Consider the following 15,639-nt stretch of genomic DNA (forward strand, 5'->3'; position numbering starts at 1 on the left):
GGCGCGCCGTGAACAGTTCCCTGAACCTTAAGCAAAGCACTTCGCGCGGCGTGTTACCGCGCATCGAACAATGGCTGTTCTCGCATCGCATGCTGACGTTGGCGAGCCTGGCGCTGTTCACCTTGGGCATGGCTTGGTTTGCCGTGCAGTTGCGCATGGAAGCCGGGTTTGAAAAGCAGTTGCCCATCGGCCATGAATACATCGAGACCTTTGAGACCTATCGCAATGACTTGCTCGGCGCGAATCGGTTGACGGTGGTGGTCAAGGCTCGCCAAGGGACGATCTGGAGCCAGGCAGGGCTCAACCGTCTGTATGACGTCACCCAGGCGCTGATCTTTCTGCCCAACGTGTCGCGCAGCAGCGTGCGTTCGTTGTGGACGCCCAACGCGTTCGTCAATGAAATCACCGAAGAGGGCTTTCGTGCCGACCCGCTGGTACCAGGGACGGTAACGCCGGAAAGTCTCGATGATACGAGCATAGCCATGATCGCCAACTCGACGGCGCAGGGTGGTTTTATCGGAACGCTGGTGGCTCGCGACCAAAGCAGCGCGATGATCACGGTCGACCTCAACGAGTTCGATACTAACGGCCTGCGCCTGGACTATGTGGCTTACAACCAGGTCCTGGAGCAGCAGATTCGCGGTCAGTTCGAGGACATGGATTTCGAGATCCAGATCATCGGCTTCGCCAAGCAGATCGGGGACATTGCCGTGGGCGCTTCGGCGGTTTTCGAGTTCTGTCTGCTGGCCTTGTTGCTGACAGCGGCTGCGGTGTTCTGGTACTGCCATTCGCTGCGTTTCACCTTGCTGGCGGTGGGTTGCTCGCTGGTTTCGCTGATCTGGCAGTTCGGCGCTTTGCGTCTGCTCGGCTATGGCCTCGATCCGTTGGCGGTGCTGGTACCGTTTCTGGTGTTTGCCATAGGGGTATCCCATGGCGTGCAGCAGATCAACTTCATCATTCGCGAGATCGCCTGCGGCAAGTCGGTGGAGGGCGCGGCGCGTGCCAGTTTCAGTGGGTTGCTGATTCCCGGCACACTGGCGTTGGTCACCGCATTCGTATCGTTCGTGACGTTGCTGTTGATCCCGATACCCATGGTGCGGGAACTGGCAATCACCGCTTCACTCGGGGTGGCGTTCAAGATCGTCACCAATCTGGTGATGCTGCCCGTGCTGGCCTCGATGCTCAGGGTGCATGACGGTTACGCCGCAGCCGAGGAAGTTTCTCGCCAGCGCCGTGTCCGTTGGTTACACGGTCTCGCCCGTTTGAGCGAATGGCACAACGTGCGCTGGGTGCTGGGTATGGCCGTGCTGATCTTTGTCACGGCGGCGTGGCAAAGCCATGATCGAGTCGTCGGTTCTTTACAGGCCGGAGCCCCGGAACTGCGCGAGGATGCGCGCTTCAATCGGGATGCGCTGTCGATCGCCAGCAATTACGACATTGGTCTGGACTGGCTCAGTGTGGTCTTCGAGGTCAAGGTCGATGGCGGTGCGAACGACTGCGAGAACGTCGCTCTCGGCCAATATCAGGACCGTTTTGTCTGGGCCATGCAAGGTGTGCCTGGTGTGGTCTCGGTGACCTCGTTTTCCAACAGCCTGCGCCAGTTCAACGAGGGCTATAACGAGGGCAACCCGAAAATGAACGCGGTGCCCATCGACCCGACCAACTACTCGTCGATGGCCGCCGAGGTGGCTCGCGTGCCCGGCATGATGCGGCCTGATTGCAGTATGACCGCGGTGCATTTGTTTCTCGCCGATCACAAGGCAACCACCATTCACCGGGTGATCACCGCGGCCAAGGCTTTCCGCAGCCAGTTCACTCAGCCCGGGGTGAGTGTACGTCTGGCGTCCGGTAACGCCGGCGTGATCGCGGCGATCAACGAAGAAGTGGAACGCAGCGAGTTGCCGATGATGCTTTACGTCTACGGCGCTATCGCGCTGCTGGTGTTTGTCGTCTACCGCGATTGGCGCGCAGTGCTGGTCTGCTGCCTGCCGCTGACTCTGGGGACCTTCATCGGCTACTGGTTCATGAAGGAGCTGCAGATCGGCCTGACCATCGCCACCTTACCGGTCATGGTGCTGGCGGTCGGCATCGGCGTGGATTACGCGTTCTACATCTATAACCGTTTGCAGCTGCATCAGGCGCTCGGGCAACCGATCACCAAAGCCGTGGAGCATGCATTGCTGGAGGTCGGCGTCGCCACGATTTTTACTGCGATCACCCTGGCGGCGGGCGTCGCCACCTGGGCGTTTTCCGACCTGAAGTTTCAGGCAGACATGGGCAAGCTGTTGGCCTTCATGTTTCTGGTCAACATGATCATGGCTATGACCGTTCTCCCAGCCTTCGCAGTATGGCTGGAGCGGACATTCCCGCGACGGCGCCCAGTGCGCCTGATCGGCTCACTGGTGCATTGAGGAGACAGCCATGCGAAACCTGATGCCTTTACTGGTTCTGATGTTGCCGGCGTTATTGCAGGCTTCGTCCTTGTCGGCTGTACCGGCTACACAAACGGCCAGCGCCAATGCCGCGACGCTGTTGAGCGTTGCCCGGGCCGGGGAGCGAACCGTTGCCGTCGGCGATCACGGCGTGGTGCTGTTGTCGGATGATCACGGTGGGCATTTCCGTCAAGCGACATCCGTGCCGTTGGCCACCCCTCTGACGGGGGTGTCCTTCGTCGATGCCCGTCAGGGTTGGGCCGTTGGTCACTGGGGGGCGATTCTGGCCACTACTGACGGCGGCGATACCTGGCAGGTGCAGCGCCTTTCCAGTGCAGAAGATCGGCCACTGTTTGCCGTGCACTTTTTCAATCCGCAGCAAGGGGTGGCGGTGGGGCTGTGGTCGCTGGTGCTGACCACCGATGACGGCGGCAAGCACTGGACCGAGCAGCGACTCGAAGCTCCGCCGGGTTCGAAGCGGGCCGACCTAAACCTAATGGGGCTGTTTGCCGATGGGGAAGGGTGCTTGTACGCCACCGCCGAACGCGGCCAGTTATTGCGCTCAGACGATCAGGGCAAGCACTGGCGCTATGTGGATACCGGTTACAGCGGCACGCTGTGGACGGGGGCGGTGCTGGGCGACGGCTCGCTGCTGGTGGGCGGGCAACGCGGCACGTTGCTGCACGGCTCCGCCGACGGCGCACGTTGGCAGCGCGTGTCGCTGCAAAGCAAGAGCTCGGTCACCGCCATCGATGTTTCCGGGCAAACAGTCATCGCCGTAGGTCTGGACGGTTTGATCGTGCGCAGCGACGACGGTGGCCAAAGTTTCCATGAACAACCCAGCGGCGACGGGGTTTCGCTCACGGCGACACTGCTGAACGGGGATGGCTCGCCGATCGTCTTTTCCCGTAGAGGCGTCGTTTCTCGGCACTGATACCGGCGGTATGTCGGGAGTCGAACGCCATGCTCGTTTCCCGACACGTCGGCGCGATTTTTTCTCAAACGAACTGCTGATTTCCGGCCGAATTTCCATGCCTGAATGAGTTTCTATAGGTGCAAAATAATAAACATAACGAATGTTGCGTTAATTAATTTTGCTTGTTAGAGTCGATGGCAAATAACAAGACGCAGCACGCTGCAAGCGCAGCGGCTGCCACTCTCGATGGAGGTACTTTGATGATCTCGCTCAAGTCGACACTCACCCTGCCAGCCGCTGGACTCACCGGTTTCGAAACCCCGCTGACGGAAGAGGAGGCTGCGATTCAGGCCTCCGTGCACCGCTTCGCCAAAGAAGTGTTGCGACCATTGGGTCGCGAGCTGGACCGCATGACCGCCGAAGAGGTGGTTGCCCCTGGCTCGCCTTACTACTCGCTGTTTGCCGAGTTCGCCAAGCTCGGCCTCGACCCGGCGCTGTTGGCACAGTTGCCGCCGGACATGGCGGTGCGAATCGAATCGCTGATCGGTGAAGAACTCGGCTGGGGCGACGCCGGGCTGGCGATCTCTTTGGGCTGCGCCGGTTTCCCTCTGCAAATGGCCGTTGCCGCCGGCAATGCCGAACTGGTCGAACTCTGCCAGGGCCGGATCGGCTGCTGGATGGCCACCCAACCCGACCGTGGCAGCGACAACCAGATCTTCGACATGGCGCGAGACTGGCCAGCGGGCAAGCTCGGCAATATCGGCAACCTGACCGCCAAAGTGGTTGGCGATGAAGTCATCCTCAACGGCCAGAGCTCGGCGTGGGTCTCCAACGGCGTCATTGCCCAAGTGGCACTGGGCTTGATCTGCGCCGATTACGGTGACGGTTTTTACGATGAGAACGGCCGGCCGCACGGGATTGCGCTGATTATTCCGCTTGATCTGAAGGGCGTGTCCAAAGGCAAGCCGCTGGACAAAATCGGGCAGCGATCCTTGCCTCAAGGCGAAATCTACTTCGACAGCGTACGAGTGCCTCGGCGCTTTGCTATCGCCGAGCGCGACAACTACTACGGCGCCGTCAGTTCTTCCTGGTCGTTCGCTGGCACCCACATGGGCCAGGTGTTTACCGGTGTCGCACGAGCCGCCTTCGAAATGGCCCTGCAGTACTGCCATGAGCGCCGCCAGGGCGGGCACCCATTGATCGACCACCAGATGACCCGTCTGCGCCTGGGTGACATGTTGCGTCGGGTCGAAACGGCCCGTGCGGTCGCCCGACGTTCGCTGAGCTTCGCGCGCCTGTCGCCGCAAACCCATCCGTACGCCACCGCCTCCGCCAAAGTCACGGTGACCGAAGAGGCGATGGCCGTTGTGCAGGAAGCTTTCCGCCTGTTCGGTGGCAATGGCACCACCCGTGAATACCCGATCGAAAAACTCTTGCGTGACACCCAGTCGTCATTGATCGAGGACGGCGAAAACCGGGTCCTGACCATGCGCCTGGGGCTGCTCGCCCAGCAGCTGTACGCCGAAGGCTGGGCTAACAACTGATTCTGAATGCACCCGACATCACTCATCCAACAATAACAAATGAGGTAAATCCCGATGGCCAAATATCCTGTCGTTGTCTATGGCGCCAGTGGTTACACCGGCATGCTGATCATGGACTGGTTGATCGACCAGCACATCCCGTTCACCGCCGTCGCTCGCAACGCCGCCCGTGCTCAGGAAATGATGGCACAACGCGTCGTCGGCCTGGAGTCGGCCACTTACGAAATCATTGAATGCGCCCACGAGGTCGACGCGCTGGTCTCGGTTTTCAAAGGTGCGCGCGTGGTGTGCAACACGGTCGGCCCGTTCATCAATTTTGGCCTGACTGCCGTAGAAGCGGCCTTGAAAGCTGGCTGCCATTATCTGGATCCAGCCGGAGAGCAGGCGCACATTCGAGCCTTGCGTGATCAGTTCGGCGAGCTGTATCGCCAGGCCGGGCTGCTGCTGTCGCCATCGCTGGCGTACATGTACACCTACGCCGAGATCGCCGCCGAATTGGCCCTGGAAACACCGGGCGTCGATTCGCTGGAAACCGCGACACTGACCCGCGGCCCACGCACCGGTGCCGCTGGGGTGACTGTCGGTTCAACGGCGACCATTTTCGAGGGCGTCCGTTACCCCGGCGCCTACCTGTGGGAGAAGGAACTGGTGCCTTATGCGCCGAACACAAGCTTCAACGTGGTTTGTCCTGATCTGCTGGAAGCTGTGTTCTGCCTGCCTTGGGGCGGCACTTCACTACCGGTATTTTACGAAGAGGATGGCCGGGTACGCAGTTGCATGTCCTGTGTCGGCTTCTACGACAACCCGGTGATGAAAATGGTCCACGGCCTGGGTGAGAAGTGGGAAGCCGAATACAAGCACCTGCCCAAAGAACAGCAGGACGCGGTGATCCAGAGCCTCGTGCAATCGACCACCCCGAGCATGCCACCGCGTGAACGCAGCACTCTGCAACGCACCGTTGACTTCGCAATCGGTCGTGGTCAACTGACGGCCGTGCGTGCCACCGTGCATGGCATCACGCCTTACATCGCCACCGGGGCCTTGCACGCCGCAGCCGTGGTCAAACTGTTGAATAACGACACCGCCAGAACCGGTTTCGCCTCGGCCTCGAAAGCCTTCGGTCATCGCTATCTGCTGGGCTTCCTCGAGCAGCGTGGCCTGGCCCGCGCAACCGTTACTCAACTGTGAAGTGAATAACATGGCGATTATTGATTTCTTCGACCGTGGCTGGCGGATCAATCCGCACGGCGCGGCGTACATCCAGGACGATCGGGTGTTCACCTTCACCGAAGTCCGCAACCTGTCTAGCCGGATCGCCAACGCGCTGTTAGCCGCCGACCTGCCCGGCGGCACCAAGGGCGCAGTCTGGTCGGCCAACGATGCGGTGGCCTGGACCTGCACCCTGGGGCTCTGGCGCGCCAACCTGTGCTGGATTCCCATCGGCGCACGCAACAGCGCCGAAGAGAACCGTCACGTGCTCGATGCCTTCGACTGCGAGGTGCTGTTTTTTCAACGAGAGTTCGCGCCGATCGTCGACGCGTTGCGTTCGAGCCTGCCGAAAATCCGGTTGTGGATCTGCATTGACGAGCACTTGCCCGGGGCGCCGTCGCTAAAGTCCTGGATCGCGGATCAGCCGGCCACGGCACCGAAGGTCGAGTATCAACTCGATGATGTCGTGGCGCTCTCGCCAACCGGCGGCACCACGGGGCTGCCGAAAGGGGTGATGAACACTCATCGCAGCATCCAAACGTTCTGCGCGCACTTTATGATCAATTTCCCATATGCCGATGAGCATCCGCCGGTCAACCTGGCGGCGGCGCCGATGACGCATACCGCCGGCACGCTGTCCCTGCCGTGCACCTCGCGCGGAGGCACCGTGGTGATCATTACTAAGCCGGATCCTGCACTGATGCTGGCAATGATTCCGAAATACAAGGTCACCGAGACCTTTCTACCGCCGACGGTTATCTATCGACTGCTGGATGTTCCGGATCTGGCGCAGAAGGTCGATTTCAGCTCGTTGAAGTATTTCCTGTACGGCGCGGCACCGATGTCGGTGGACAAGCTCAAGCAAGCCATCGAGACCTTTGGCCCGGTAATGGCCGGCGGTTACGGTCAGACGGAAGCGCCGGCCTCGATTTCCAACCTGCCGCCCGCCGAACATTTGCACGGTGGACGTCTTGCAACGGACGAGCGTTTGTCATCGGTAGGCCGTCCTAATCCGCTGGTTCGGGTGGAAATTCTCAGCGACGCCGGAGACATTCTCGGCCAGGGCCAAACCGGAGAAATCTGTGTGCGCGGCGATCTGGTGATGAAGGGCTACTACAAGGATCCGCAGAAAACCGCAGAAACCATCGTCGATGGCTGGCTGCACACCGGCGACATCGGCCATTTCGATGTGCACGGCTACCTGCACATTACCGACCGCAAGAAAGACATGATCATCTCCGGCGGATTTAACGTTTATCCCAGTGAAGTCGAGCAAGTGCTGTGGAGTCATCCGGCGGTGCAGGACTGCGCCGTCATCGGTGTGCCAGATGAGCAATGGGGCGAGGGCGTGAAGGCCGTGGTCGAGTTGAGCGCCGGGCATACCGTCACTGCTGAGGAGTTGATCGAGCTGTGCAAGACCCGGCTCGGTTCGGTCAAGTCGCCGAAAACCGTGGATTTCATTGATGCATTGCCACGCAGCCCGGTCGGCAAAGTACTGAAAAAAGATCTGCGTGCCCATTACTGGCAAAACGTTGAGCGGCGTATCTGAGGGAAATGATCTGATGGAACCTATTTACATCGCCGGCATTGCCATGACCGAGTTCGGTCGCCACTTGGACCGAAGCCTTCAGGATCTGGCGCTGGAGGCCTTGCAAGGCGCACTCGCCGATTCCGGTGCCCTGCGCGCCGATATCGGTGCGGTGTTCTACGCCGGGATCACCAACGGTCATCTGCAAGGGCAACTGTCGATTCCCGGGCAGGTGCTGTGCAGCAAGATCGGCCTCGAAGGGGTGCCGGTGTACAACGTCGAAAACGCCTGCGCCTCGGGCAGTACCGCGGTTCATCTGGCAGTGCAGAGCTTGCGCTCGGGGGCTACCGACGTAGCCCTGGCGTTGGGCGCGGAGAAAATGAACGTGCCGGACAAGGCGCGGGCGCTGGCCCTGTTCGAAACCGGCTGGGACGTTTCCACCGCCGAGGAAAACTACGCGACGCTGGTGAAAATGGGCGAGGGCATCGTGGTGCCGCCGGGCTCGGAATCCGATCGTCCATACAGCAAGTTCATGGCCATCTATGCCGCCATGTGTCGCTGGCACATGAAGACCTACGGCACCACTCAGCGACAGATTGCAGCGGTGTGCGCCAAGAATCATCAACACTCGGTGCACAACCCGTATTCGCAATTTCGCAAGACCTTCACCATTGAAGAAGTGCTCGCCGCGCCGCCGATCACTTATCCGATCACGCTGCCGATGTGTGCGCCGTTATCCGACGGCGCGGCCGCCGCGATTCTCTGTACCGAGGCGGGATTGAAACGCATTGGTGCCGACCCGAAACGTTGTGTGCGGATCGCCGCCAGCGTGATCCGCAGCTTCACCCTGCGTGGGCTCGACGAGCCGCACAAGCACGTCAGCCTGTTGGCAGCGCGTGAAGCCTACGAAATCGCCGGCCTTGGCCCGCAGGACATGCACGTGGCCGAAGTGCACGACGCCTCGGCCATGGGCGAAATCATCCAGGCGGAAAACCTCGGGCTTGCGCCGCTGGGGGAGGGTGGGGTGTGTGCCGAACGCGGCGATTTCACCCTGGGTGGTCGCCTGCCGATCAATCCCTCTGGCGGCCTGGAATCCAAGGGCCATCCGCTGGGTGCAACAGGGATCGGTCAGTTGTACGAGCTGACCACCCAGTTGCGCGGGGAGGCCGGTGCACGCCAGGTACCCGGTGCGCGGCATGCCATCCAGGAAAACGGTGGCGGTCTGCAAGGTGTAGAGGAAGCAGCCGTCGCTATTCACATCCTGAGTCAATAGGAGCACATCACATGTCCATGACCTACCAATCACGAGAGCTGGAAAGCCACTTCGCCGGCGGGCATTTCCGTCGGCTGGGTGGCTGGGTCGAAACTCCGGCTGATCTGCAACCCGAGCTTGAGGGCGATGTCAGCGCGGACGTCATCGTGATCGGTGGCGGTTTCGCCGGGCTGTCCACCGCCCTGGAACTGACGGCGTTAGGGGCCAAGGTTGTGGTGCTGGAGCAGGCGTTTGCCGGTTTCGGCGCCAGCGGGCGGAATGCCGGCTATCTGGGCGGCAGCGTCGGCATTGAGTTCGAGTTATTCTTGAAACGTGTTGGCAAGGAAAAAGCGCAAAAAATCGTCAAATTCTATGACGAAGCTGTCGCCTACGTCGAAGGTCGCTTACGCGAATTGGAGATCGACTGCGACTACAACGCATCGGGCATCATTAGGGCGGGCATCCATCCGTCGCAGGAGAAAAGGCTGCGCAAAAGCATGGCCGTGGGCCACGAATTGGGTTCGCAAACCGAGTTTCTGGATCAGGCACAAATGCGCGCGCGGGGCATTCCACCGGCCTTTCTGTTTGGCTGCCTGCAACGCCACGGCGGTACGCTGGACCCTGGCAAATATGTGATGGGCCTGCGCCGCGCTGCACTTCAGGCGGGAGTGAGGCTGTATGAAAACACCAAGCTTGAGTCGTACTCCGACGGGTCGACGATCACCTGCCGGACGCCACGCGGGCAGGCGAGCGCGCCGATAGTGGTGCTGGCCACCAATGCCTATACGCCGCAACTCGGTCTTCTGCGCGACAAAGTCGTTCCATTTCGAGTGTCGGCGGTCGAAACCGAGCCATTGACACCACAGCAGTTGGCATCGCTGGGCTGGGCAGGGCGGGAAGGGTTGACCACGCCGCACCTGGTGATGGAAAGCCATCGCCTGACCGCACGCAATACGCTGCTGATGACCACTAAACGGCTGGGTTATGCCTACGGCTCGAAAACCCCGAACATTCCCGATGAGGTGACCTACCGCGCGTTGCAAGACAACCTTGGCGTGCGTTTCCCGACGTTACGCGGTGTCGGCATTCAAGCGTGCTGGAACGGTTACGTCAGCATGGCCTACGACGCGTTGCCGGTGGTGGGCGAAACCGGGTCGCACCACAACATTCTCTATACCGCGGGTTGCTCCGGACACGGCGTCGCATCGCAGTCGCTGATCGGTCACCTGCTGGCGGAAAGAATCGGCGGTATCGAGCATCCGCTGCTCGCCGCGTTGCGGCATAAAACCCCGAAAACCCTGCCCGAACCGCTGCAGTGGTGCGCCGTGAATGTGGCGCTGGGAGGGGCACATCTGCTGGACGAATACACCAACCGCAAAGTTGCGCGCCCTCATGCCTGACGGCTGAGGCTTATAGAACCAACACGCTGAGTTTGCATGATGACGCTGACCTTGAAGTCCTGGGGCCGGTAGGCGTTCGCCTGCAGAAAGACAAACGAATGTTTGCGTTTTCGTCACCCCTTTTTTACTGCCGCACCCACGCTCGGCCACGGGCGTTCAATTCAACAATAACGTGATGTGAGGCAACGAACATGAGCACTGACGCCCCTCCTGATTTGAAGCGCAGGCAACTACTCAAACTGGCCGGTGCCACTGCCGCCGTGGGATCGATCGGTTTGAACATTGGCCTGGCCACTGCCGCCGATGCGCTGCTCAAAGACAACCCGGACGATGTGTTTGATGTGGTGATCATCGGTGCCGGCCTGGCTGGTTTGACCGCCGCTCGTGATCTGCATCTGGCGGGTTGCGAGTCGCTGCTGGTGCTTGAAGCGCGTGATCGTGTCGGTGGCCGCACGCTCAATCATGACTTGGGTTCTGGCTATATCTCCGAGGCCGGAGGCCAGTGGATCGGCCCCGGACAAACCGCCGTAGCGGACCTGGCCCGTGAGCTTGAGGTCGGCACCTTTCCCAGTTTCTATGAGGGGGAAACCGTGATCCTCGGTGGCGATGGACGTGTCGCCGTCGATTTGAAAGGCACCTTCGGTACCGACGAAAGCGTCTCGGCAAAACTCAGCGAGCTGTCGCGTGATGTGCCGTGCGGCGCGCCATGGAAATCCCCCCGACTGGCCGAACTGGACAAGCTCTCGGCAGGCGACTGGCTGGCTCAGCAAAACATCAAACCGGAAGACCGCGCAGGGTGGAATGCCAGCTTTCTCCTGACCTGCGGCGTCACACCAGCGAAGATGGGCTTTCTGCATTTTCTGTCGATGATCAATTCGGCCGGCAGCGAATACATGCGGCTCGACTCGATCAAGGACAGCGCGCAAGGGACGCGGGTCGTCGGCGGTTCACAGGTTCTCAGCAGCAAAATGGCGCAATTGCTGGGTGACAAGGTTCGCTTGTCGTGCCCGGTGCGCAAAATTGCTGACTGGAACGGCGACATCGTCAGACTGCAAACGGATCAGGGCGAGATCCGCGCCCGGCGCGTGATCATGGCGATTCATCCAGCACTGTGCCAACGCCTGCAGTACGATCCACCGCTGCCCGAAACCCGCGCCGCCCTGCAGCGAGCCTGGCCGGCGCACTCGCCGGCACGCAAGACCACAATGGTCTACCCGCGGCCTTTCTGGCGCGACAAAGGCTTGAACGGCCACATCATTCAGGTCGGTGGGCCGGTCATCTGGGCATACGACAACTCGCCGCCAAACGGCGAAATCGGTGTGATCAATGCGTTCATTTTGAATGCCGCAGCCCCCACCGACCTAGAGGCCGCGAAGCGTATGCAGACCGAAATCTATGCACGTGCCCTGGGGGACGCAGCGCTCGAGCCGGTTTCCTATCACGATCATGACTGGGCGCATGCCGACCCGTGGACCATTACGTGCGTGTCGCCGATTCCCCCCGGTTTCTGGTCGACACATGGCGAGGCACTGCGTCCGCCCTGCGGCAATCTGTTCTGGTCGGGCACCGAAACCGCTGACATCTGGGCAGGTTACATGGACGGTGCCGTGCGCGCCGGACGCCACAGCGCCTTACAGGTGCTCAACGCATTACGTAGGGTGTAGGAGGCGGCAATGAAAAAAATCATAGCGCTTGGCGTCATCGTGGTCATTGCGGTGCTATTGGCGATTTTTGGCCGCGATCTGCTCGATCTGTATCGGCTGCAGAGTTACATCACCACCTCCACTGAGGCCTACCAGGCCGAACGCGGAAACTGGCCCCATCTGACCGATGCCTGCACCGGTTGCCATGGCAGCCACGGTAACTCGATGAACTCGAGGTATCCGAGCCTGGCCGGGCAACCCGCCGCGTATCTGTCTGCCCAGTTGCGCAATTTTGCGAGCGGACAACGGCTTGCGCCCAACATGGGGCCGTTGGCGATGACCCTCAGCCCGGATGATATTGATCTACTGGCGAATTTTTATGCCCGGCAATCGGTCGTTGCCCATGCGGCTGTCAGTCCTGACGAGGGGCTGAGGGATCAGGGCAAACAACTGGTGCAAACCCGAGGCTGCACCGCCTGCCATGGTGCCCAACTGATGGGCCAAGACGCCTTCCCACGCCTGGCTGCACAAGGGCAGGACTACCTTTTGGCCCAGCTCAACGCTTTTGCCAGCGCCGAGCGCATTGAGCCCAGTGGTGCCATGCAAGCCATGGCCGCAGCGCTGTCAGCGCAGGAGCGCCAAGCGATTGCGGCTTATCTGGCCGCACTCGTTCCTCAACCCCGCTAATCCATCAAATTATCTGTCAGCTGTACCGAGGCTATCGTTATGGAACCGAGAAATATTGTGCTGTGCCTTGCCTGTTTCTTGCTGCTTGCCAATGGGCTGACCTTCGGCATCAGGTTTCTGAAGAAAAGAAACCTGCTACTGGCTCTGGAGTGGTTTGTGGTTGCCTTTTCCGCAACAAACTTCCTGGTTTTTTTCCTGACGGGATCGGAGCATGCGTACCTGATTTCATACTTTTGCGACGCGTTCTCCAGAGCCTTTGGGATTCCGCTGATTACCGCGCTCGGGCTGATGGCGGTGACGCATGCCTACAAGCCGTCTGTGGGCAAGGAACTCATGATGTTTGCCGGCGCTCTGCTGGGCACACTCGCGTTGATCTCGGCCAAGGTTCTGGTCCCGCTCCTACCGTATTTCTACGTGCTGATGTGGATGATATTTTCGGTCTACCTGGTGTATTTCGCAGTACGCCTGGCAACCGTTGGAGAGTCACTGCACGCGATCGGAGTGATGTTTGGCATGCTCGCCTCACTGACCATTGCGTGCATCTACGACTTCTACAAGATCCCCGGCGACGATAGCAATGTACTGCTGAACTTCTACGTGCTTGCACTGACGACCTGGGCTTATCTGCTGGTGCACCTGTATTACGCGTATTGCGCGCTGGAGCGCGCGAAGGGCGCAATGGCAGCTCTGCAAACGCGCTGAGGGGTAGTTGAAGTGTTCGAAGCCGCCGTTCTGGCGGCTTTTTTGCGTGATGCAGAGGAGGACGGGGGGCATCCTTGCCCGTGCAGGATCAAGGGTTCAGCTTGGCCAGATAATGCGCCACGGCCTTGATGTCTTCATCGGACAGGGTGCCCGCCATGGCATTCATGGCCTGCGTCGGATCGGTGCGTTGGCCACACTTGAAAGCGCTCAATTGATCGCTCAGATAAAGCTGCCCTTGTCCGGCGATACGCGGAGCCAGGGGGCCGCCAGAGAGTTTTTCGCCGTGGCAGGCTGCACACCCGTTGGCGGCGACCACACGCTGACCGCGCTGGTCCAGCGCATCATCCTTCGTCGGGACTTCAGTCACACCAGGTTTCTGTTCGGAAAAATAGGCGGCCAGACGTTTGATCTGCTCGTCCGTCAGATTGGCCGCCAGTGGCTCCATCTGTGCGCTGTGGCGACGTCCTTCGGCAAACGCGTGCAACTGGTTTTCGATGTACGCTGCGGTCTGCCCTGCAAGCGCTGCGTATTGAGCGTCGCGCGGTTGACCGTTAGCGCCATGGCAAAGCGCGCAGGTGTCCTGTAACTGTGGCCACGCACCGCCATTGGCCTGGTATGCAGCGTCGTGCTGATCCACGGCCTGCATGAAACGATAGCCCGCCCACAGTTCCGGTCCATACATCGCAATTGATCCGGCCAACGCTGCGCTCACGACGATGGCTCCAACCATCATAATCCGCTTCATCAGGCGTTCCTCCGAGGTTGAAGTAACGCCTGGAGCGCTTCCATTGCCGCGCGATGTCCGGCGCGGACTGCACCGTCCATTGCCCCGGCCCAGATCTGCGCAGTCTCGGTACCCGACCAGATCATGCGACCGACCGCCGGCGTCAGATACTCGCCCCATTGCGTCCAGAAACCGGGGGGCATGGGGGAAATACAACTCAAACTCCACGGGTCGATCTTTCCCCAGTCCAGATCATGAAACTGAATCGGGTGCAGGGCTTGTTCGCCCATGGCGCTGGCGTAGATCGCCGACAAGGTGTCCTGTGCGGTTTTGGGGTCATGGGGTAATTGGCCAGTTCTGACGAAGCCGCTGAGCACACCCAGGCTGCCGTCCTCCGGCGAATTGTCAAAGGCCCAGATCAGCGGACCTTCCACTTGCACGATCTGGCCGTTGAGGCCTTGGTCGCGCCAGAACGGGCGCTCATAGACGTGCACGGTCTTGCGCATCGGTGCATGGGCCGGCCAATGCCGATGCAGCTCGGCACGCCCGGAGGGCAGGGGTGGATCGAAGACGATCTGATTGCACAGCGCCGGGCTCAGCGCGGCAATCACCTGCCGCGTGCGCATGATGCCCTGATCGGTATGCAACTCGACGACATCACGATCCCAACCGACAATCTTGCGCACTGGGCACGCCAATCGGACTTTTTCTCCGAGAGCTTGCGCCATCTTCAAGCTGAGGATTTGCGAGCCGCCTACCAAACGTGATTCCTGTGCACCCCCTTGGACACCTTCGAGCTTTTCGAGACGGCAGTCAGAGGAGTTGATCATCGCCAGGTAATGCAGGAGCCCCATGCCGGCCGGCGTGGTACCGAAGGTGAGGCTCACGGACATGTTGAAGCCGATCTTGTCGACATTGCTGATGCCTTGCCCGGCCAGCCATTGGCCAATCGAGAGTTTGTCCAGCTCACCCGCATCCTTGGCTTTCCACGGCGCTTTGCTGGGGACGCCTTCGGCGAGTTTGTTCAGTTTTGCGACGATGTCAGTATTGGAATTCGGACCATCGCTGACGTCCTCTTGGACTGTTACCTCGTCTATCAGATAGACCGCCTTGCCCTTGTAGTACGTAGGGAAGGTTGCGACATCAAGCTGTCTGGCCAGATCGGCGATTGACGTTTGACCGGGGCCGATCCATTGCCCACCGGCCTCGCAGATTACGCCATTGCCTAGGTCATGGTTAAGTGTGCGACCACCGACGCGATCGCGGGCTTCAAGCACGACAAACGACTCGCAGCCAGCGGCCTGGAGGTCTCTGGCAGACGTAAGCCCGGACAGGCCTGCGCCAATGATCACCACATCCAGTATCGAGGTGTCTAAAGGTTGGGTTTGCGCCATCGCACGCCCGGTGACACCGAGCCCTCCGGCGAGGGCCGCGCCTCCAACCGCTTGCAATAACAATCGTCGCTGTCGTGATTGCGTCGACAGTTCATCGAGATCCGCATCCATCGTCACCTCCGTCTTTTAGTTATAATCACAGATGTTATGCAAATATATGACGGAACAGGAATTCAGCAAAGTGAAATCGGCGCAATGGCGATTAACC

Annotated in this window: 12 protein-coding genes; 10 read left to right on the forward strand and 2 right to left on the reverse strand. The window is 60.2% G+C overall.

The window, feature by feature from the left end:
- Positions 1-89: 89 nt before the first annotated feature.
- From ACTJLA_RS11820 to ACTJLA_RS11865, 10 genes are all read left to right on the forward strand, one after another.
- Complete coding sequence (locus ACTJLA_RS11820; protein WP_437179170.1) at positions 90-2,411, forward strand: efflux RND transporter permease subunit; 2,322 nt, start codon at positions 90-92, stop codon at positions 2,409-2,411.
- 10 nt (positions 2,412-2,421) lie between these two features.
- Positions 2,422-3,366 carry a WD40/YVTN/BNR-like repeat-containing protein gene (locus ACTJLA_RS11825; RefSeq protein WP_054918964.1) on the forward strand — a complete coding sequence of 315 codons (945 nt, stop codon included), beginning with the start codon at positions 2,422-2,424 and terminating at the stop codon, positions 3,364-3,366.
- 242 nt (positions 3,367-3,608) lie between these two features.
- Positions 3,609-4,892, forward strand: a complete 1,284-nt coding sequence (locus ACTJLA_RS11830; protein WP_054896435.1) for an acyl-CoA dehydrogenase family protein — start codon at positions 3,609-3,611, stop codon at positions 4,890-4,892.
- Between the two features lie 54 nt (positions 4,893-4,946).
- A complete protein-coding gene (locus ACTJLA_RS11835; RefSeq protein ID WP_054896436.1) occupies positions 4,947-6,080 on the forward strand; it encodes a saccharopine dehydrogenase family protein in 1,134 nt (377 codons plus the stop codon).
- 10 nt (positions 6,081-6,090) lie between these two features.
- On the forward strand, positions 6,091-7,650 hold the full coding sequence (locus tag ACTJLA_RS11840; protein WP_054896437.1) for an AMP-binding protein: 1,560 nt from the start codon (positions 6,091-6,093) through the stop codon (positions 7,648-7,650).
- A gap of 13 nt (positions 7,651-7,663) precedes the next feature.
- Positions 7,664-8,902, forward strand: coding sequence for a thiolase family protein (locus tag ACTJLA_RS11845; RefSeq protein ID WP_089041691.1), 1,239 nt, complete (start codon positions 7,664-7,666; stop codon positions 8,900-8,902).
- An 11-nt stretch (positions 8,903-8,913) separates the two neighbouring features.
- On the forward strand, positions 8,914-10,281 hold the full coding sequence (locus ACTJLA_RS11850) for an NAD(P)/FAD-dependent oxidoreductase (protein ID WP_440841300.1): 1,368 nt from the start codon (positions 8,914-8,916) through the stop codon (positions 10,279-10,281).
- Positions 10,282-10,472: 191 nt separating this feature from the next.
- A complete protein-coding gene (locus tag ACTJLA_RS11855) occupies positions 10,473-11,945 on the forward strand; it encodes a flavin monoamine oxidase family protein (RefSeq protein ID WP_054896440.1) in 1,473 nt (490 codons plus the stop codon).
- 9 nt (positions 11,946-11,954) lie between these two features.
- Positions 11,955-12,611, forward strand: a complete 657-nt coding sequence (locus tag ACTJLA_RS11860; protein ID WP_089041693.1) for a c-type cytochrome — start codon at positions 11,955-11,957, stop codon at positions 12,609-12,611.
- A 39-nt stretch (positions 12,612-12,650) separates the two neighbouring features.
- The gene (locus ACTJLA_RS11865) at positions 12,651-13,313 is read left to right on the forward strand and encodes a hypothetical protein (RefSeq protein WP_236454252.1); all 663 of its coding nucleotides are present in this window, start codon (positions 12,651-12,653) and stop codon (positions 13,311-13,313) included.
- Between the two features lie 88 nt (positions 13,314-13,401).
- Here the strand turns inward: ACTJLA_RS11865 and ACTJLA_RS11870 are convergent, their stop codons facing one another.
- Both ACTJLA_RS11870 and ACTJLA_RS11875 read right to left on the reverse strand, forming a co-directional pair.
- Complete coding sequence (locus tag ACTJLA_RS11870) at positions 13,402-14,058, reverse strand: c-type cytochrome (protein ID WP_054896443.1); 657 nt, start codon at positions 14,056-14,058, stop codon at positions 13,402-13,404.
- Positions 14,058-15,542, reverse strand: a complete 1,485-nt coding sequence (locus ACTJLA_RS11875; RefSeq protein ID WP_054896444.1) for a flavin monoamine oxidase family protein — start codon at positions 15,540-15,542, stop codon at positions 14,058-14,060. The genes ACTJLA_RS11870 and ACTJLA_RS11875 overlap by 1 nt, the downstream gene beginning before the upstream one ends.
- Positions 15,543-15,639 lie beyond the last annotated feature (97 nt).

Origin of the sequence: Pseudomonas sp. 22072, assembly GCF_052046095.1 — a bacterium.
Lineage (GTDB): Bacteria > Pseudomonadota > Gammaproteobacteria > Pseudomonadales > Pseudomonadaceae > Aquipseudomonas > Aquipseudomonas paracarnis.

Coding starts and splice junctions, on each gene's coding strand:
- ACTJLA_RS11855 (WP_054896440.1), top strand. CDS start 10,473: ATGAGCACTGACGCCCCTCCTGATTTGAAGCGCAGGCAACTACTCAAA.
- ACTJLA_RS11835 (WP_054896436.1), top strand. CDS start 4,947: ATGGCCAAATATCCTGTCGTTGTCTATGGCGCCAGTGGTTACACCGGC.
- ACTJLA_RS11825 (WP_054918964.1), top strand. CDS start 2,422: ATGCGAAACCTGATGCCTTTACTGGTTCTGATGTTGCCGGCGTTATTG.
- ACTJLA_RS11830 (WP_054896435.1), top strand. CDS start 3,609: ATGATCTCGCTCAAGTCGACACTCACCCTGCCAGCCGCTGGACTCACC.
- ACTJLA_RS11870 (WP_054896443.1), bottom strand. CDS start 14,058: ATGAAGCGGATTATGATGGTTGGAGCCATCGTCGTGAGCGCAGCGTTG.
- ACTJLA_RS11875 (WP_054896444.1), bottom strand. CDS start 15,542: ATGGATGCGGATCTCGATGAACTGTCGACGCAATCACGACAGCGACGA.
- ACTJLA_RS11865 (WP_236454252.1), top strand. CDS start 12,651: ATGGAACCGAGAAATATTGTGCTGTGCCTTGCCTGTTTCTTGCTGCTT.
- ACTJLA_RS11850 (WP_440841300.1), top strand. CDS start 8,914: ATGTCCATGACCTACCAATCACGAGAGCTGGAAAGCCACTTCGCCGGC.
- ACTJLA_RS11820 (WP_437179170.1), top strand. CDS start 90: ATGCTGACGTTGGCGAGCCTGGCGCTGTTCACCTTGGGCATGGCTTGG.
- ACTJLA_RS11860 (WP_089041693.1), top strand. CDS start 11,955: ATGAAAAAAATCATAGCGCTTGGCGTCATCGTGGTCATTGCGGTGCTA.
- ACTJLA_RS11845 (WP_089041691.1), top strand. CDS start 7,664: ATGGAACCTATTTACATCGCCGGCATTGCCATGACCGAGTTCGGTCGC.
- ACTJLA_RS11840 (WP_054896437.1), top strand. CDS start 6,091: ATGGCGATTATTGATTTCTTCGACCGTGGCTGGCGGATCAATCCGCAC.